Source organism: Variovorax sp. GW460-12-1-14-LB1 (assembly GCF_059423605.1).
The window spans coordinates 40,244-58,460 of the sequence record NZ_JBWKYF010000041.1 but is presented as its reverse complement, the minus strand read 5'-3'; the positions used below and the strand labels follow the sequence as shown (position 1 = coordinate 58,460).

The window sequence follows — 18,217 nt, the reverse complement described above, 5'->3', positions numbered from 1 at the left end:
GGCTTGGGGGTGGGGGTCGGGGCGCTCATCGCGCGGCATTTTGCCAGCGGCGCCAGTAATCGAGCGCCACCCGGAAGGTGCCCAGTTGCACCTGCACCGTCTCGGCTATGTCGCTGGCGTAGCCGCCGGCCATCGCGAAGGCCGTGGGGATGCGGCGCTGCCAGGTCCAGTCGAACACGCGGCGGTCGCGCGCCTCCAGCCCGTCGAAGCTCAGCTTGAGGCGGCCCAGCCGGTCGCGCTCGAAGGGGTCGGCGCCGGCCAGGTAGATCACGAGGCCGGGCGAGAAGCGGCGGTCGAGCTCGTCGAGCGCGTGCTCCAGCGCCGCCAGGTAGTCGGTGTCGCCGCAGCCGTCGGGCAGCTCCACGTCGAGGTCGCTCGCCTCCTTGCGGAACGGAAAGTTCTTCTGGCCGTGCACCGACAGCGTGAACACGCTCGGGTCGCCCTGGAAGATGCGGGCGGTGCCGTTGCCCTGGTGCACGTCGAGGTCGATCATGGCCACCCTGAGCAGCCGGCCGGCACGGGCCTGCTCGACCTGCATCAGCCGCGCAGCCACCGCCGCGTCGTTGAAGACGCAGAAGCCGCTGCCCTTGTCGGCGTAGGCGTGGTGCGTGCCGCCCGCCATGTTGGCCGCCACGCCGCCCGCGAAGGCAGCGCGGCAGGCGGCGATGGTGGCGCCGGTGGAGCGGCGCGAGCGCTCGACCATCGCCTCGCTCCACGGAAAGCCGATCTCGCGCATGGCCTGCGGGCTCACGCGGCCTTCGCTGACGGCGGCGATCCATTCGGGGGTGTGGGCCAGCGCCAGCTCGTCATCGGTGGCGCGCGGGGCCGGGTCCATCTCGACGGCCGGCAGCTGCTCCTGCAGGCGATCGCGCAGCATCGCGTAGCGCGACATGGGAAAGCGGTGGCCCGGCGGCAGGGGCAGGACGAACTGCCCGGAATAGAAAGCACGCATGGCCGCATTCTGGCCGCGCAGGCCGGATTTAGAAGGCCGCTTCTAAATTGCTGCAGAGCAGCAAAAACCACTTGATCGCTGCGTTCAGCTGCCTATACTTCAGGCCATGCTGCACCGCAACATGAACGACGAGGCGCAGCGCAACGTGAATCGACCACCCCATCATCCTTTCTGGAGATTTCAAATGGCCCTGACCGCTGACCAAATCCTCGCCGCTCAAAAAGCAAACCTCGAAACCCTGTTCGGCCTGACCACCAAGGCTTTCGAAGGCGTTGAAAAGCTGGTCGAACTGAACGTGACCGCTTCCAAGGCCGCCCTGACCGAAGCCCAGAGCACCGTCCAGGCCGCCCTGAGCGTCAAGGACGCCCAAGAGCTGCTGACGCTGCAAGCCAGCCTGTTCCAGCCCCTGGCTGAAAAGACCGCTGCCTACAGCCGTCACCTGTACGACATCGCCCAAGGCACGAACGCCGAATTCTCGAAGGCTTTCGAAGCCAAGGCCGCTGAAGCCCAGCAAGCCTTCGTCGGCCTCGTCGACAGCGCCTCGAAGAACGCCCCCGCCGGTTCGGAAACCGCCGTCGCCGTGCTGAAGAGCGCCGTGGCTGCCGCCAACAACGCTTTCGAATCGGTCCAGAAGGCCGTCAAGCAAGCGTCGGACGTCGCCGAAGCCAACTTCAACGCCGTGTCGACCCAAGCCGTCGCCGCAGCCAAGACGGCCACCGCTTCGCGCAAGCGCTAAGCACCGACCACCACCAGTTGTCTCCTTGGGTCCTCACGGATCCAATTCAGGGCCTCGTCTCACGACGAGGCCTTTTTTTTCGTCCGGCGGCCGTCTTCGATAATGCGGGTCTCATTTCAGGAGACTCTCAATGCAGATCGACGGCAAAGTTTTTATCGTGACCGGTGGCGCTTCGGGCCTCGGCGAAGGCACGGCGCGCATGCTGGCCGCCAACGGCGCCAAGGTGGTGATCGCCGACATGCAGGCTGACAAGGGCGAAGCCGTTGCGAAGGAAATCGGCGGCGTGTTCGTCAAGTGCGACGTGAGCCAGGAAGCCGACGGCCAGGCCGTGGTGGCTGCCGCCGTCAAGCTCGGCAAGCTGATGGGCCTGGTCAACTGCGCCGGCATCGCACCGGCCGAGAAGACCGTGGGCAAGAACGGCCCGCACGCGCTGGCCGTGTTCAGCAAGACCGTCACGGTCAACCTGATCGGCAGCTTCAACATGATCCGCCTGGCGGCCGACGCCATGGGCAAGAACGAGCCCGAAGCCACCGGCGAACGCGGCGTGCTGATCTCGACCGCCTCGGTCGCCGCCTACGACGGCCAGATCGGCCAGGCCGCCTACAGCGCCTCGAAGGGCGGCGTGGTCGGCATGACCCTGCCCATCGCCCGCGACCTCGCGCGCAGCGGCATCCGCAACATGACCATCGCCCCCGGCATCTTCGGCACGCCCATGCTGTTCGGCATGCCGCAGGAAGTGCAGGACGCGCTGGCCGCCAGCGTGCCCTTCCCGTCGCGCCTGGGCACGCCCGAGGACTACGCCAAGCTGGCCAAGCACATCATCGAGAACGACATGCTCAACGGCGAGGTGATTCGTCTGGACGGAGCGATTCGATTGGCCCCTCGCTGATCTCGGACGCCGGCGGCTTCGTGCTGCCGGTGCGGTCCAGGCGCTCGTAGTTCGCGATCACCTGGGCCCCGAGCAGCACCAGCATGGCGGCGATTTCCAGGCTCAGCAGCACCACGATGGCCGTGGTGAGCGAGCCGTAGACGATGTTCACCTGCGACAGCGTCGAGAAATACCAGATCAGCACGCGCCGTGTGGCCTCCCACAAGAGCGCAGCGGTCACGCCGCCCAGCAGCGCATGCCGCAATGACATGCGCCCGGCCGGCATCACGAGGTAGAGCGAGGTCAGCATGAAGATCTCGCCGCCCAGCCCCAGCAGGTACAGCAGCAGGCCCGAAATGCCCGACAGCGACCAGCTGCGCCCCAGCAGGTCGACGCTTTCCTGCCCCACCAGCTGCAGCGCCCCCGACACCAGCGTGACCAGCAGCAGCCCCGCGCACAGGCTCAGGATGTAGAGGTACGGCATCGCCACCGACACGAGAAAGTGGCGCTTGTGATCGTCCTTGCGGTGGTGAAAGATCACCGCCATCGCGCTTTCGAGCACGCTGAACGCCAGCGAACTGAAGAAGATCATCGTCACCAGCAGCACCGGCCCGAGCACCGAGCGGTGGTCCAGGAAACTCGACAGCTCGGCCACGATCGCTTTCGACTGCCCCGGCAGCAGCCATTCGAGGTAGCGCCCGATGGTGCGCAGCAGCTCGGCCTGGTCGATCACGTGCGACAGCGCCATCACGCTCACGATCAAGAGCGGCACGATCGACAGCAGCGCGTAGTACGCCACCGCCCCCGCCAGCAGCAGGCCCTGGTTGGCGCGAAAGTCCTTGAGCGCGCCCCAGACGAAGCGCAGCGGATGGCGCAGCAGCGGCGCGGCGTGTTGCAAAGGCAGTGGCGTCTTCATGCGTGATGTGGATTTGCGGCGGGGTTCAGTATGCCGCCCGTGCGCTTGCGTATGATTTGCCGCTCCCCGCAGCCATGACCATCCCCGCTTCATTCATCCAGGAACTCATCGCGCGCGCCGATGTGGTCGAAATCGTCGGCCGCTACGTCCAGCTCAAGAAGGCCGGCGCCAATTTCATGGGGCTGTGCCCCTTCCACGGCGAGAAGTCGCCCTCGTTCTCGGTCAGCCCGACCAAGCAGTTCTATCACTGCTTCGGTTGCGGCGTGCACGGCAACGCCATCGGCTTCCTCATGGAACATGCAGGCATGGGCTTCGTCGAGGCGGTGCACGACCTGGCCGGCCAGTACGGCCTGCAGGTGCCCGAGGACGACGTCTCGCCGGCCGAGCGCGCCCGCGCCGCCAGCCAGCGCCAGAAGCAGGCCACGCTGACCGACGTGCTCGAGAAGGCCGGCGACGCCTACCGCAAGGCGCTGCGCCAGGCGCCCGGCGCCATCGACTACCTCAAGGGCCGCGGCGTGTCGGGCGAGATCGCCAAGCAGTTCGGCATCGGCTACGCGCCGGCCGGCTGGCGCGCACTGGCCAGCGTGTTCCCCGACTACGACGACCCGCTGCTCGCCGAAAGCGGGCTGGTGATCGTCAACAACGAGGAGGGCAAGCTCAGCGACGAGGAGGCCAAGCGCTACGACCGCTTCCGCGACCGCGTGATGTTCCCGATCCGCAACGTCAAGGGCGAGTGCATCGGCTTCGGCGGGCGCGTGCTCGGCGACGAAAAGCCCAAGTACCTGAACTCGCCCGAGACGCCCGTCTTCAGCAAGGGCCGCGAGCTCTACGGCCTGTACGAGGCGCGCGCCGCCTTTCGCGACCGCGGCTACGCGCTCGTCACCGAGGGCTACATGGACGTGGTGGCGCTGGCCCAGCTCGGCTTTCCGAACGCGGTGGCCACGCTGGGCACGGCCTGCACCACCGAGCATGTGCAAAAGCTCTTCCGCTTCACCGAATCGGTGGTGTTCAGCTTCGACGGCGACGCCGCCGGCCGCCGCGCCGCGCGCAAGGCGCTCGACGGCGCCCTGCCCTACGCCACCGACACGCGCAGCATCAAGTTCCTGTTCCTGCCGGCCGAGCACGACCCCGACAGCTACATCCGCGCGCACGGCGCCGAGGCCTTCGCGGGCTTCGTGGCCGAGGCCACGCCGCTGTCGCGCTTCATGCTCGAGGCCGCCCGCGAGGGCTGCGACCTGAGCTCCGCCGAAGGCCGCGCCCACATGACGAGCAATGTGCGTCCACTCTGGAGTGCCATGCCCGACGGCGCCCTCAAGCGGCAGCTGCTCGGCGAGATCGCCACGCTGGTCCAGCTCGACGCCGCGGCGCTGTCCGACCTGTGGGCCACCGCCGCGCCCGGCCCGCGCAAGGGCGGCGGCGGCAACAGCCAGCCATCCCAGGCGCCGCAGCGCCACAGCGAGCCCGACAGCTACGGCAACGATCCGGGCGACTACTACCCGGACCTGCCGCCGGCGCAGGACTACGAGCCCCCGCGCTACGAAAGCGAGAGCAAACCCAAGTTCCAGCCGCGCAAGTTCACCAAGGGCAAGCGCTGGGGCGGCAAGTTCGAGGAGCCCATCGAGCCGCTGCGCGGACGCGGCAAGCCGCCGAGCCGGCCCGACGTGGCGGTGCGGCTGGTGCTGTCGAACATGGCGCAGTGGGAGGCGCTGTCGCACGAGCTGCACGTGATGCTGTGCGACCTGCCGGGCGAGCACGGCGCCCTCTTCACCTGGCTGGACAGCCAGCTGCACGAGCACGGCGTGCAACCCTGGGCGGCGCTGCGCGAAGGCCTGCGCGGGCTCGATTTCGCGCCGCTGGCCGAGCGCCTCATGAGCGTTTCCGAGGCCGGGCCGGTGCCCGAGGGCGAGGAAGAACAGCACCTGGCCGAGGCCGCCAAGGAGCTGGGGAGCGTGCTCGACTTCATGCTCGACGACCGGCTCAAGGCCCAGCAGAGCGAGGCCATCGCTTCGGTTGGAAAAGACCCGAAAGCCCTGGAGCGCTACAAGGCGCTGGAAGCGCGGCGGCTCGAATTGCGCGACCGCATTCGCGCGTCGGGGACAGATACTGCTTGAAATTTGCGCAACAGGCTATAATGTAGGGCTTCGCAACTGGCGAAATTAGGCAAGAGCGACAGCAGCACCTCCGGGCCGACCCCTAGCGCAACGCACTCCAACGGTAAATTCCGGCGGAAAGGGTCAATAACCGCAAGGACTGCACACCAAATGTTCGCCCGACATCTTGCCTGGTGAGGAATTAATTCCTCGTTTCCCAATTGTTTTGTCCGTGCCTGTGCACGGGCATGGTGGTGCTGTCCGCGTGACAGCGCGCCTGTGATCCCGCTTGTCTTTTCTTGTCGTAACGAGGTCGTATGCCCAGTTCAAAGAAGCCTGCTCCTTCACTTGCCAAAAGCGCCAAGAGCGCTGCCACCAAGCCCGCAGCAGAGAAACCGCTGAAAGCCGGTGCCAAACCGGCAACCAAGACGGCTGCCGCCGCGTCCAAAACGGCAGCCGCAACGAAAGTGAAAACCGTGCCCACGAAATCGACCTCTCTCGACGACCCCAAAAAAGCCGCGGCCACTGCCACGGCTGCCCCCGCCGCCAAGAAAGTTGGCCGTCCGCCCAAGGCCGCCGGCGCTGCCGCCGCGCCCGCCACCGGTGCCAAGCGCGGGCGCAAGCCCAAGGCCGCCAAGGAAGCCGGCGAGAGCGACATCGACCTGTCGGACATCGAGGAAGACCTGGCCGGTGACGAGCCCGCGGCCGTCGCGACCACCGAAGAGAAGGTCAAGCCGCTGCGCATGAAGATCAGCAAGGCGAAGGAACGCGCCTTGATGAAGGAGTTCGGCCTCGACGAGACCGTGCTCTCCGAAGAAGACCTGGCCAAGCGCCGCTCGCGCCTGAAGACCCTGATCACGCTGGGCAAGACCCGCGGCTACCTCACGCACGGCGAAATCTCCGACCACCTGCCCGACAAGCTGGTCGACGCCGAGACCATGGAAGTCGTGGTCACCATGCTCAACGACATGGGCGTGGCGGTGTACGAGCAGACGCCCGACGCCGAGACCCTGCTGCTGAACAACACCGCGCCCACCGCCACCACGGTGGAAGAAGCCGAGGAAGAAGCCGAAGCGGCTCTGTCCACGGTGGACAGCGAATTCGGCCGCACGACCGACCCGGTCCGCATGTACATGCGCGAAATGGGCACGGTCGAGCTGCTGACGCGCGAAGGCGAAATCGAAATCGCCAAGCGCATCGAAGGCGGTCTGATGGCCATGATGGAAGCCATCTCGGCCTCCCCCGCCACCATCGCCGCGATCCTCGAAATGGCCGCGACCATCCGTGAAGGCAAGGTCGTCATCTCCACCATCGTGGACGGCTTCTCGAACCCGAACGAGGCCGACGACTACGTGGCCGAAGAAGACTTCGACGAATTCGACGAAGAAGACGACGACGACGGCAAGGGCGGCTCCAAGGCCCTGACCAAGAAGCTCGAAGAACTCAAGAACGAAGCCCTCTCGCGCTTCGACCGCATCGCCGAGATGTTCGAGAAGATCCACAAGATCTACGAGAAGGAAGGCTACGGCACGCCCGCGTACACCAAGGCCCAGCAGGCCGTGTCCGACGAGCTGATGACCATCCGCTTCACGGCCAAGACCATCGAGAAGCTGTGCGACCTGGTGCGCACGCAGGTGGACGACGTGCGCAAGAAGGAACGCGAACTGCGCCGCATCATCGTGGACAAGTGCGGCTTCCCGCAGGACGAGTTCATCCGCGACTTCAGCGGCTTCGACAAGAACGGCAACCGCATCGCCTCCAACCTGCTGAACCTCAAGTGGGTCGAGAAGCAGGCCGCGGCCGGCAAGCCCTGGAGCGCCGTGCTCGCGCGCAACATCCCGCCGGTGCAGGAACTGCAGCAGAAGCTCACCGACATCCAGTCGCGCGTGGTGGTGCCGCTGACCGAGCTCAAGGACATCAACAAGCGCATGAACGAGGGCGAATCGTCCTCGCGCGATGCCAAGAAGGAAATGATCGAGGCCAACCTGCGCCTCGTGATCTCCATCGCCAAGAAGTACACCAACCGCGGCCTGCAGTTCTTGGACCTGATCCAGGAAGGCAACATCGGCCTGATGAAGGCGGTCGACAAGTTCGAATACCGTCGCGGCTACAAGTTCTCGACCTACGCGACGTGGTGGATCCGCCAGGCCATCACCCGCTCGATCGCCGACCAGGCGCGCACCATCCGCATCCCGGTGCACATGATCGAGACGATCAACAAGATGAACCGCATCTCGCGCCAGCACTTGCAAGAGTTCGGCTTCGAGCCCGACGCCGGCATCCTGGCGGCCAAGATGGAGATCCCGGAAGACAAGATCCGCAAGATCATGAAGATCGCGAAGGAGCCGATCTCGATGGAAACCCCCATCGGCGACGACGACGATTCGCATCTGGGCGACTTCATCGAGGACAGCAGCAACACGGCCCCCATCGAGGCCGCGATGCAAGCCGGCCTGCGCGACGTGGTCAAGGACATCCTCGACTCCCTCACGCCGCGCGAAGCCAAGGTGCTGCGCATGCGCTTCGGCATCGAGATGTCCACCGACCACACGCTGGAAGAAGTCGGCAAGCAGTTCGACGTGACCCGCGAACGCATCCGCCAGATCGAAGCCAAGGCGCTGCGCAAGCTGAAGCACCCGTCGCGTTCCGACAAGCTGCGCAGCTTCATCGACACCCTGTAATCCAGGTTCGCTGAAGCCCAAGCGCCCGCCTTGCCCCTCACCCGGGCGGCGGGCGTTCTCGTTTTTCCACCGACACACGACAAGTACAACGGAGCCGCCTTTCCATGAATCCCGACGCAGACAAACTCTGGCAGGCCCCGCGCTGGGCGCTTGCCGTGCTGCTCGCCGTGCTGGGCATGCTCGGGCCCTTCTCCATCGACACCTACATCCCGGCTTTCTCGGGCATCGCGAAATCGATCGGCGCGACGCCGGCCGAGATGCAGCAGACGCTGTCGGCCTACCTGTTCGGCTTCGCCTTCATGAACCTGTTCCACGGCGCGCTGTCGGACAGCTTCGGCCGCCGGCCCGTGGTGCTGTGGGGGCTGGCCGTGTTCACGCTGGCCTCGCTGGGCTGCGCGCTGTCGCAGAACATCACGCAGCTGGTGCTGTTCCGCGGCCTGCAGGGCCTGTCGACCGGCGCCGGCATCGTGGTGTCGCGCGCCGTGATCCGCGACATGTTCCCGCCGGCCGAGGCGCAGCGGGTGATGAGCCAGGTCACGATCTACTTCGGCGTCGCGCCGGCCATCGCACCCATCGTGGGCGGCTTCCTGTTCGTGCACGCGGGCTGGCACTCGATCTTCTGGTTCCTCGTGGCCGTGGGCGTGGTGCTGTTCGTCGCCAACTACAAGCTGCTGCCCGAGACGCTGCACAAGGACCACCGCCAGCCCTTCCAGGTGCGCCACCTGATGCGCGGCTACCGCGACCTGTGCTCCGACCCGCGCTTTCTCTTGCTGGCCTTCGCGAGCGGCGTGCCGTTCAACGGCATGTTCCTCTACGTGCTGGCCGCGCCCGCGTTCCTGGGCGACCACCTGGCGCTGCAACCGCAGCAGTTCTTCTGGTTCTTCCTGCTGACCATCGGCGGCATCATGCTCGGCGCGCGCGCCAGCGGCCGCATGGCCGGCAAGGTGGCGCCCAAGCGGCAGATCCGCGACGGCTTCCTGATCATGATGGTCACCTCGGTGGTCAACGTGGTGGCCAACATCTTCTTCCAGGCGCATGTGGCCTGGGCCGTGTGGCCGCTGGCGGTGTTCGCCTTCGGCTGGGCGCTGATGGTGCCGGTGGTCACGCTGCTGGTGCTCGACCTGCACCCCGAGCGCCGCGGCATGGCCTCGTCGCTGCAGGCCGTGATCGGCTCCACCGCCAACGGCGTCGTGGCCGGCGCGGTGGCGCCGCTGGTGATGCACTCCACGCTGGCACTGGCCCTCACCTCCGCGCTGATGCTCACGATCGGGCTGGTCGCCTGGGTCTGGCTGCATCACCGCTGGCCCGACATCGGGCGTCGGGTGGCGCACGAAGAAGCCTGAGGGGGACGGGGGATGCGATTCGCCGCACTGTGGACTTATCTGCGCGCCTGGCTCCCGGGCCCTTCCAACGTCAACGCGCGCGAGCGCCTGCGCGCCGTGGGCGGCGCAGGCATCGGGCTGCTGATCACCGGCCTGCTGTGCCGCTGGCTGGCCGTGCCGCTGGAGCATGCGGTGTGGCTGGTCGCGCCGATGGGCGCCACCGCCGTGCTCGTGTTCGCCGTGCCCGCCAGTCCGCTGGCGCAGCCCTGGTCGGTGATCGGCGGCAACACGCTGTCGACGCTGGTGGGCATCGCCTGCGCCAGCTGGATTCCCGACACCGCCGTGGCCGCCGCCGTGGCCGTGGCGCTGGCCATCGGCCTGATGTTCTTCACGCGCTGCCTGCACCCGCCCGGCGGCGCGGCGGCGCTGCTGGCGGTGCTCACGCACACCACCGATTTTTCGGCGGCGCTGTTCCCGGTGCTCGTGAACTCGCTGCTGCTGGTGCTGGCCGGCGTGGCCTACAACACGCTCACGGGGCGGCGCTATCCGCACGTGCAAGTGGCGCGCCCGCCCTCGCCCGACGCACGCTTCAGCCAGGCCGACATCGACGCCGTGCTGGCGCGCTACAATCAGGTGCTCGACATCAGCCGCGACGACCTCGAATCGCTCATTCAACAGACCGAGCTCGAGTCATACAAGCGCCGCTTGGGCACGCTGCACTGCGCCGACATCATGTCGCGCACGCCGATCTCGGTGGAGTTCGGCACGCCGCTGCAGGAAGCCTGGACGCTGATGCACCAGCACCGCATCAAGGCATTGCCGGTGACCGACCGCACGCGCCGCGTGGTCGGCATCGTCACGCAGGCCGACTTCTTCCGGCAGCTCGACCTGCAGCACCACGACGGCATCGCCGGCCGGCTGCGCGACCTGATCCGCGCCACGCGCACGGTGATGTCGAACAAGCCCGAGGTGGTCGGCCAGATCATGACGCGCCAGGTGCGCGTGGCCAGCGCCGACCGGCCGGTGGTCGAGCTGGTGCCGCTGTTCTCCGAAGGCGGACACCACCACATCCCGATCATCGATGAAGAGAAGCGGCTGACGGGGATGATCACGCAGTCGGATTTCGTGCGGGCGCTGTACCGCGCAGTGAGCCCGGCGTAGGGCCCGCACCTCGCCTTCCCCCTCTGCCGAAGGGGAAGGCGCAAGACTTCACTCCAGCACCACGTTCGCCTTCTTCACCAGCGCCGCATAGCGCGCGGCCTCGCTGCGGAAGTAGCTCGCCGCCTGCTCGGGCGACGTGGGCTTGACGATGTTGCCCTGCTTGTCCATCGCCTCGCGCACCTCGGGCGCGGCAAAGGCGGCCACGATGGCCTCGTGCACGCGCTTGACGTCGGCCGGCTGCATCTTCGGCGGGCCGATCACCGCGAACCAGCCTTCGACCGCGTAGTTCGGCAGCCCCTGCTCCGCGATCGTCGCAATCTCGGGCGCGGCCGGCGAACGCGCCGGGCCGCACAGGCCGATGGCGCGCAGCGCGCCGCTCTTCAGGTGCGGCTGCACCGCCGGCAACGCGACCACGCCCATCTCGACCTGCCCCGCGATCATGTCGGTCACCATCGGCCCGGTGCCCTTGTACGGAATGTGCCGCGCCTTCACGCCGGCCTCGTCCATGAACATCTCGCCCGCGAGGTGGATGATGGTGCCGTTGCCCGACGAGGCGTAGTTGTAGCCCTCGGGTTTCGCGCGCAGCAACGCCACCAGCTCCTTCACGTTCTTGGCCGGCAGCTTCGGGTTCACGGCCAGCACCAGTGGCGTCGCGCCCACCACGCTGATGGGCGTGATGTCGGCGATGGCGTCGAAGGGCATCTTCTTGAACACGCTCGGGTTGATCACGTGGTTGTTCGACACCATGCCGAGCGTGAACCCGTCGGGCGGCGCCTTGATCACGGCCGAGGTGCCGGTGATGCCGCCGGCGCCCGGCAGGTTCTCGATCACCACCGGCTGGCCCAGCGCCTTGCCGAGCGCGACCGAGGCGGCGCGCGCGATGGCGTCCACGCCCGAGCCCGCGCTGATCGGCAGGATGAAGCGCACGGGCTTGTCGCCGCCCTGCGCGAACACCGGGCGGGCGGCCGACAGCACGACCGCCGACGCCCCCAGGCCGAGCAGCGCGCGGCGGTTGAATGAAGAAGAGGAAAACGGAATCGGGCTCATGGGTCTTGTCTCTCTTTGTCTTTGTCGGTGCTTGAAGGATCAGGCCACGGCCGCTTCGGCATGCAGCGCCTCGACCTGCTCGTGCGCGTAGCCCAGCTCGGCCAGCAGCGCACGCGTGTGCTCGCCCAGCGTCGGCGGATGCAGGCGCACGCCCAGCCGCTCGCCGCCGAGCGTGATCGGGAACAGCGTGGTCTGCGCCATCTCGCCGGCCCGCTCGCCGTCGGGCAGCCGGATGTCGGCGAGGCCGCCGGTGGCCTGCAGGTGCGGATCGGCATACAGGTCTTCGGGCCGCGTGATCGGCGCGAACGGCAGGCCGCGCGCTTCGAAGATCGCCGACAGCTCGGCGGCCGAACGGTCGGCCAGGCGCGTGCGCAACGCGGCCAGCAAGGTCGGGCGCAGGCGCACGCGGTCGTTGTTGGTCTGCAGCGTGGCGTCGGCCTTCAGGTCGTCGAAACCCAGCGCATCGCAGAAGGTCTTCCACTGCGCGTCGCTCACGGCCGCCAGGAAGATCTGCTCGCCGTCCTTCACGGTGAACACGTCGTACAGCGCCCAGGCCGAGATGCGCTCGGGCATCGGCGCGGCCGCCTGCCCCGTGATCGCGTACTGCAGCATGTGCTGGCCGACCAGGAACACGTTGTTCTCGAACAGCGCCGACTGCACCTCCTGCCCCTGGCCGGTTTCGGCGCGCTGCATCAGCGCGGCGATGGCGCCGATGGCGCCGAACATGCCGCCCATGATGTCGTTCACGCTCGTTCCCGCGCGCAGCGGATCGCCGGGGCGCCCCGTCATGTAGGCCAGGCCGCCCATCATCTGCACCACCTCGTCGAGCGCGGTGCGATGCTCGTACGGGCCGGGCAGGAAGCCCGTGTGGTTCACGTACACGAGGCGCGGATTGAGCTTGCCCAGCGCGGCGTAGCCCAGCCCGTACTTGTCCATCGTGCCGGGGCGGAAGTTCTGCGCCACCACGTCGGCCGTGGCGCACAGGCGCAGCGCGGCCTCGAGCCCCTGCGGATGGCGCAGGTCGAGCGCGATGCTCTTCTTGTTGCGGTTGAACATCGGGAAGAAGCCCGCCCCCGCGCCCAGCAGGTGCCGCGTGCGATCGCCGTCGATGGGCTCGACCTTGATGACTTCCGCGCCCAGGTCGGCCAGCACCATGCCGCAGGTCGGCCCCATGACCATGTGCGTGAACTCGACCACGCGGATGCCCGCGAGCGGCAGGCGTTTGGCTCCGGTGCTCATGCGGCTACGCCTTCCGCCGGTGCAAAGGTCTTCGGAAAGCCCGCGCGCCACACCGTGCCCTGCAGCGTCTCGCCGTCGAGCCAGCCGGCCACGCGTTTCCTCAGATCGAGCAGCTTCGGCAGATCAACGCCGGTGGCGACGCCCATGCTCTCCAGCATGAAGACCAAGTCTTCGGTGTCGACATTGCCGCTCGCGCCCGGCGCATGCGGACAGCCGCCGATGCCGGCCAGACAGGCGTCGAAGCGCGTGATGCCGACCTCCAATGCCGCATACGCATTCGCGAGCCCCAGCCCGCGCGTGTCGTGGAAATGGCCGCACCACAGGCGGTCGCCCGCGATGCGCAGTGCGCGCTCGAACAGGCTGCGCACCATGGCCGGATCGGCGTAGCCCACCGTGTCGGCCAGGCTCACGCGGTCGGCGCCGGCATCGAGCAGCGCCTGCATCAGGCGCAGCACCTCGTCGGGGTCGACATGGCCCTGCAGCGTGCAGCCGAAGGCCGTGCCCACGCCGCCGTCGATCAGCGTCTTCGAGCCCGCCGCGTCGCGCGCCGCGCGGATGCGGCCGACCTCGGCCACCACCTCGTCCGGCGTCTTGCGCAGGTTGGCCAGGCTGTGCGCGTGGCTGGCCGACAGCGGCACCATCATCAGGTCGGCCTCGCCCGCGATGGCGCGCTCGGCGCCCTTCAGGTTGGGCACCAGCACCGAGGCAAAGAGCCCCGGCAGCGTCTTCGCAAAAGCCAGCAGCTCGGCCGTGTCGGCCAGCTGCGGCAGCAGGTGCGCCGGCACGAACGAGCCGACTTCGATCTCGCGCTGGCCGGCCGCGTGCGCGTCGCGAATCCATTCGAGCTTGTGCGCCGTGGGCAGCACGCGGGCAATGCTTTGCAGGCCGTCGCGCAGGCCCACTTCGCGGACGACCGCGCGCGGCGGCAGGAAGGCGTGAATCAAGAGCGTGTCTCCGTCGTGAGGGAATGACGCCGATCGTAGAAGTTCCGATTCAGTCCTGAAGGTATATTTTGGAAGCCGTTTGCTTCCCGATTGGAACTTCATGAGAGACCTCGACCTGACCACCCTGCGCTTGTTCGTCGCCGTCTGCGACAGCCGCAGCATCGCGCGCGCGGGCGAGCAGGCCAACATCGTCGGCTCGGCCATCAGCAAGCGCCTGGCCCAGCTCGAAGACACGGTCGGCACGCCGCTGCTGCTGCGCAAGCGCCGCGGCGTCGTGCCCACGCCGGCCGGCGAAACGCTGCTCGAACACGCGCGCGCCATGCTCGGCAGCGCCACCCGCATCGAGCGCGACATGGCCGCCTACGCGGGCGGCGCGCGCGGGCATGTGCGCATCCTGGCGTCGGCCTCGGTCATGGCCGAGTCGTTGGCCGAGGACGTCGCCGGCTTCCTGCAGGACCCGGCGCACCGCAACATCCGCGTCGACATGGAAGAACGCGTGAGCCCCGAGATCGTGCGCGGCATCCGCGAGGGCATCGCGTCCATCGGCCTGTGCTGGGACGCGGCCGACCTCGACGGGCTGGAGCGGCGCGACTACCGCTCGGACCACCTGGCCATCGTGGCCCACCCGTCACACCCCGTGGCCCGCCACGACGCGGTGCGCTTCGAGCAGGTGCTCGACCACGAATTCGTCGGCATGCCCGCGCTCAGCGCCGTGCAGCTGATGCTCGCGCGCGAGGCGGCCGTGGCCGGCAAGCCGCTCGTGTACCGCGTGCTGGTGTCCAACTTCGATGCGGCGCTGCGCGTGGTGCGCGCCGGGCTGGCCATCAGCGTGGTGCCGGCGGAGGTCGCCCGGCCCTTCACCGAGGCCTTCGGACTGCGGCTGATGCCGCTCACGGACGACTGGGCGCGCCGGCGCTTCGCGATCTGCTTTCGCAGCGAGGCGGCGCTGTCGCCCTCGGCGCAGCTGCTGGTCGCGCACCTCGAGCGGTGCGCCACGGACCGCGCGGAAGCCGCCTGATTCGTCCGATAACCGAAACGATCCATTGTGCTGGCGGTGGTTTTTGTTTCGTTTCGCGCAACCTAACATTCGGTCTGTTCACGCTGTCACCCTCAACCTCATCGACCGAAAGACACCGCCATGTTCCGCAGAACCCTCGTTGCCGCCGCCGCCCTGTCCGCCGCATTCGCCCTGGCCCCGTTCGCCGCCCAGGCGGCCCAGCCGCTGAAGATCGACGTCTACAACCCCGGCACGAAGTCGATGTTCCCCGTGTCGTCGGTGCTCGTCGCCGGCGCCACCGACGCCGTGCTGGTCGACGCCCAGTTCCAGCGCAACGACGCGCAGGCGCTGGTGCAGAAGATCAAGGACAGCGGCAAGAAGCTGACCACGGTCTACATCAGCCACAGCGACCCCGACTACTACTTCGGCCTGGACGTGATCCGCGCCGCCTTCCCCGACGCGAAGATCGTCGCCACGCCGCAGACCGTGGCCGCCATCCAGGCCTCCAAGGACGGCAAGCTCGCGCACTGGGGCCCGATCCTCAAGGACAACGCGCCCCAGGCGCTGGTCGTGCCCGAGCCGCTGGCCGGCGACAGCCTCGTGCTCGAAGGCAAGAAGATCCAGGTCGTCGGCCTCGACGGCCCCTCGCCCGCGCGCACGTTCGCGTGGATTCCCTCGCTGAAGGCGGTGGTCGGCGGCATTCCGGTGTCGGCCAACATCCACGTCTGGGCGGCCGACACGCAGACGGTGCAGTCGCGCCGCGACTGGCTCAAAACCCTCGACCGCATCGCCGCGCTGCACCCCAAGACCGTGGTGCCCGGCCACTACCTGCCGAACGCCGACGGCTCGGCGCCCTACACCGTGGCCTCGGTGAAGTTCACGCGCGACTACCTGAAGGCCTTCGAGACCGAAGCCACCAAGGCCAAGGACTCGGCCGCGCTGATCGCCGCCATGAAGCAGCGCTACCCGAAGCTCGAGGACGCCTCGTCGCTTGAGCTGAGCGCCAAGGTCATCAAGGGAGAAATGAAGTGGCCCCAGTAACCAGCAACAGCAACAGCGACGCCGCCACCCTGCACTGCATCTTCGATCCGCTGTGCGGCTGGTGCTACGCCGCCGCGCCGCTGGTCGAGGCTGCGCGCACCGTGCCGGGCCTGCGCGTCGAGCTCCACGCCGGCGGCATGATGACCGGCGCCAACCGCCGCCCCATCACGCCGCAGTGGCGCGACTACGTGATCCCGCACGACAGGCGCATCGCCGAACTCACGGGCCAGCCCTTCGGCGAGGCCTACTTCGAAGGCCTGCTGCGCGACACCGGCGCGGTGATGGACTCCGAGCCGCCGATCACCGCCATCCTCGCCGCCGAATCGCTGCGCGCAGGCGGCGGGCTGGACATGGCGCACCGCGTGCAGCAGGCCCACTATGTCGAGGGCCGACGCATCGCGGAGGCCGGCGTGCTCGCCGAACTGGCGGCCGAACTCGGCTTCGACGCCGACGCCTTCGCCGCGGCCTTCGCGCAGCACACGGGCGACGCCACCGCACGGCACATCGCCGCGAGCCGCGACCTGCTGCAGCGCGCGGGCGGCCAGGGCTTTCCGACCTTCGTGCTCGCGCAGGCCGACGGCAGCGCGGGGCGCATCGACATCGGGCCGTGGCTGGGGCGCGCGGACGACTGGAAGGCGCAGCTCGGCACCTTCGTCGCACCGGCGCCGTCTGCAACTGCGCCCGAAGCCTGCGGCCCCGACGGCTGCGCGATCTAGCCGCATCGCCGGTCTGGGCCGGCGATGGCCCCGTTCACCACAGAACGGGGCCGATTCGGGTATGCCGCCATCAAATGAGAACTATTCTCGACAATAATTCTCCTGCGATTCGCGCGCCACACCCCAGCCCATGTCCGCCCAACTCTCCTCCAGCCCGCTGCTGAAAGCCTTCCAGGACAGCTACCAGGAACTGGTGCGCTTCATCGCGCGCCGCACCGGCAGCCCGCACGAGGCGCGGGAGCTGGCGCACGACACCTGGGTCCGGCTGGCCGAACGTGCGCAAGCGCGGGACGACACCCCCGCCGACCCCGCCCCGCCCGAGGCCGCCGTGCGCGCCTACGTCTACACCGTGGCCGAGAACCTCGCCATCGACCACCTGCGCCGCCGCCAGCGCAGCGCGGAGCGCTTCAGCCCCGCCCCCGTCGACCTCGACACCGGGCTGACGACGGGACACGACCACCACAGCACACGGGACGTGGCCGACGGCGTCGCCCACCGGCAGGCACTCGACGCGGTGGATGCCGCGTTGCGGGCCCTGCCGCCGCGCAGCCGCGACATCTTCCTGGCCGACCGGCTCGACGGCGCCTGCCATGCCGAGCTGGCGCGCCGCCATGGCGTGTCGATCAAGACCGTGGAGCGCGAGGTGATGCGGGCGCTCGACAGCGTCGAGGCCGCGCTGCACCGCTGGCGCGGCGACGTGGCACCGGCGCGCGCCGGGCGGCGCCGCGCGCTGTCGGCCCTGCTCGGCGTGGGCAGCCTCAGCGTCGGCAGTGCCGCGCTCTGGCAGGCCTGGCGCCAGTGGATGCCCGGCTACAGCGCCACCCTGGCGACCGCCATCGGCCGCATCCAGGGGCAGGCGCTGCCCGACGGCAGCCGCCTCACGCTCGACGCCGCGAGCCGCGCCGAGGTCCAGTACTTCACCACGCGCCGCACCGTGCGGCTGCTGGCCGGCAGCGCCTTCTTCGACGTGGCGCGCGACGAAGCCCGTCCCTTCATCGTCAGCGCCCTGGGCCACGAGATCACGGTGCTGGGCACGCGCTTCGAGGTCGCGCTGCAGGACGGCGGCGTGCGCGTCGCGGTGGAATCGGGCCAGGTGCGAGTGCGCAGCGCAAGCGGCGACGCGCGCGTGCTCGGCGCGGGCGACCGCGCCTTCATCGACACGGCGCTGCAGCTGTCCGCCGCCCAACCGGCCGCGAACGCCGCCGTGGCCCCGTGGCGCGATGGCTGGCTCGACTTTCATCACCAGCCGCTCGGCGAGGTGGTGGAGCGCCTGGCGCGCTACAGCCCGCGCCCCCTGCGCGTGGCGCCCGAGGCCGCGCAGCTCCCGGTGTTCGGGCGCGTGCGCATTGCCGAAGCGGGCACCTGGCTGCGCCTGCTGCCCAACAGCCTGCCGGTGCGGGTGCGCGAAGACGACGGGGCGGAACGCGCCCTGGTCATCGAACGCCGCCTGATCTCCTGACGCCGGCATCCGCCCACTTGCCTTGTCTTTCTTGCGATCTGCATGAGG

General features: G+C 68.6%; 14 protein-coding genes and 1 pseudogene. 10 read left to right on the top strand and 5 right to left on the bottom strand.

What is annotated here, in order from left to right:
* Positions 1–25: 25 nt before the first annotated feature.
* A complete protein-coding gene (locus AC07Y4_RS20380; protein WP_070059641.1) occupies positions 26–952 on the bottom strand; it encodes a histone deacetylase family protein in 927 nt (308 codons plus the stop codon).
* Positions 953–1,136: 184 nt separating this feature from the next.
* On the opposite strand from AC07Y4_RS20380, the gene AC07Y4_RS20375 reads away from it, so the two are divergent.
* The gene (locus AC07Y4_RS20375; RefSeq protein ID WP_487849345.1) at positions 1,137–1,688 is read left to right on the top strand and encodes a phasin family protein; all 552 of its coding nucleotides are present in this window, start codon (positions 1,137–1,139) and stop codon (positions 1,686–1,688) included.
* Between the two features lie 130 nt (positions 1,689–1,818).
* Complete coding sequence (locus AC07Y4_RS20370; RefSeq protein WP_354347228.1) at positions 1,819–2,577, top strand: 3-hydroxyacyl-CoA dehydrogenase; 759 nt, start codon at positions 1,819–1,821, stop codon at positions 2,575–2,577.
* Here AC07Y4_RS20370 and AC07Y4_RS20365 read toward each other — a convergent pair.
* Positions 2,525–3,472 (bottom strand): YihY/virulence factor BrkB family protein, encoded by a 948-nt coding sequence (locus AC07Y4_RS20365; protein WP_062470568.1) that lies wholly within the window; start codon positions 3,470–3,472, stop codon positions 2,525–2,527. The two genes, AC07Y4_RS20370 and AC07Y4_RS20365, sit on opposite strands and share 53 nt — an antisense overlap.
* 74 nt (positions 3,473–3,546) lie before the next feature.
* Here AC07Y4_RS20365 and dnaG point away from each other — a divergent pair, with 74 nt between their 5' ends.
* From dnaG to AC07Y4_RS20345, 4 genes are all read left to right on the top strand, one after another.
* Positions 3,547–5,583, top strand: coding sequence for a DNA primase (gene dnaG, locus AC07Y4_RS20360; RefSeq protein WP_487849264.1), 2,037 nt, complete (start codon positions 3,547–3,549; stop codon positions 5,581–5,583).
* A 296-nt stretch (positions 5,584–5,879) separates the two neighbouring features.
* Positions 5,880–8,243, top strand: coding sequence for an RNA polymerase sigma factor RpoD (gene rpoD / locus AC07Y4_RS20355; protein WP_095950669.1), 2,364 nt, complete (start codon positions 5,880–5,882; stop codon positions 8,241–8,243).
* Between the two features lie 104 nt (positions 8,244–8,347).
* Complete coding sequence (locus tag AC07Y4_RS20350; protein ID WP_062470580.1) at positions 8,348–9,586, top strand: multidrug effflux MFS transporter; 1,239 nt, start codon at positions 8,348–8,350, stop codon at positions 9,584–9,586.
* Positions 9,587–9,598: 12 nt separating this feature from the next.
* Complete coding sequence (locus AC07Y4_RS20345) at positions 9,599–10,726, top strand: HPP family protein (RefSeq protein WP_159272592.1); 1,128 nt, start codon at positions 9,599–9,601, stop codon at positions 10,724–10,726.
* Between the two features lie 48 nt (positions 10,727–10,774).
* Here the strand turns inward: AC07Y4_RS20345 and AC07Y4_RS20340 are convergent, their stop codons facing one another.
* The 3 genes from AC07Y4_RS20340 to AC07Y4_RS20330 are packed head-to-tail and all read right to left on the bottom strand — an operon-like array spanning position 10,775 to position 13,956.
* Positions 10,775–11,773 (bottom strand): Bug family tripartite tricarboxylate transporter substrate binding protein, encoded by a 999-nt coding sequence (locus tag AC07Y4_RS20340; protein ID WP_095950667.1) that lies wholly within the window; start codon positions 11,771–11,773, stop codon positions 10,775–10,777.
* 39 nt (positions 11,774–11,812) lie between these two features.
* Positions 11,813–13,012, bottom strand: coding sequence for a CaiB/BaiF CoA transferase family protein (locus AC07Y4_RS20335; protein ID WP_487849265.1), 1,200 nt, complete (start codon positions 13,010–13,012; stop codon positions 11,813–11,815).
* Complete coding sequence (locus tag AC07Y4_RS20330) at positions 13,009–13,956, bottom strand: hydroxymethylglutaryl-CoA lyase (RefSeq protein ID WP_487849266.1); 948 nt, start codon at positions 13,954–13,956, stop codon at positions 13,009–13,011. The genes AC07Y4_RS20335 and AC07Y4_RS20330 overlap by 4 nt, the downstream gene beginning before the upstream one ends.
* 100 nt (positions 13,957–14,056) lie before the next feature.
* Between AC07Y4_RS20330 and AC07Y4_RS20325 the strand changes: the two genes are divergently transcribed.
* The 4 genes and pseudogenes from AC07Y4_RS20325 to AC07Y4_RS20310 all read left to right on the top strand — a co-directional run bounded on the left by AC07Y4_RS20325 (position 14,057) and on the right by AC07Y4_RS20310 (position 18,169).
* The gene (locus AC07Y4_RS20325) at positions 14,057–14,974 is read left to right on the top strand and encodes a LysR family transcriptional regulator (protein WP_487849267.1); all 918 of its coding nucleotides are present in this window, start codon (positions 14,057–14,059) and stop codon (positions 14,972–14,974) included.
* A gap of 120 nt (positions 14,975–15,094) precedes the next feature.
* Positions 15,095–15,988: pseudogene (locus AC07Y4_RS20320) on the top strand (MBL fold metallo-hydrolase); the annotation flags it as partial.
* A complete protein-coding gene (locus AC07Y4_RS20315) occupies positions 15,982–16,710 on the top strand; it encodes a DsbA family protein (RefSeq protein WP_487849268.1) in 729 nt (242 codons plus the stop codon). The pseudogene AC07Y4_RS20320 and the gene AC07Y4_RS20315, both read left to right, overlap by 7 nt.
* Before the next feature lie 130 nt (positions 16,711–16,840).
* Positions 16,841–18,169: a sigma-70 family RNA polymerase sigma factor gene (locus tag AC07Y4_RS20310; RefSeq protein ID WP_487849269.1), complete on the top strand. Its 1,329-nt coding sequence runs from the start codon at positions 16,841–16,843 to the stop codon at positions 18,167–18,169.
* The last annotated feature ends 48 nt before the right edge of the window (positions 18,170–18,217 follow it).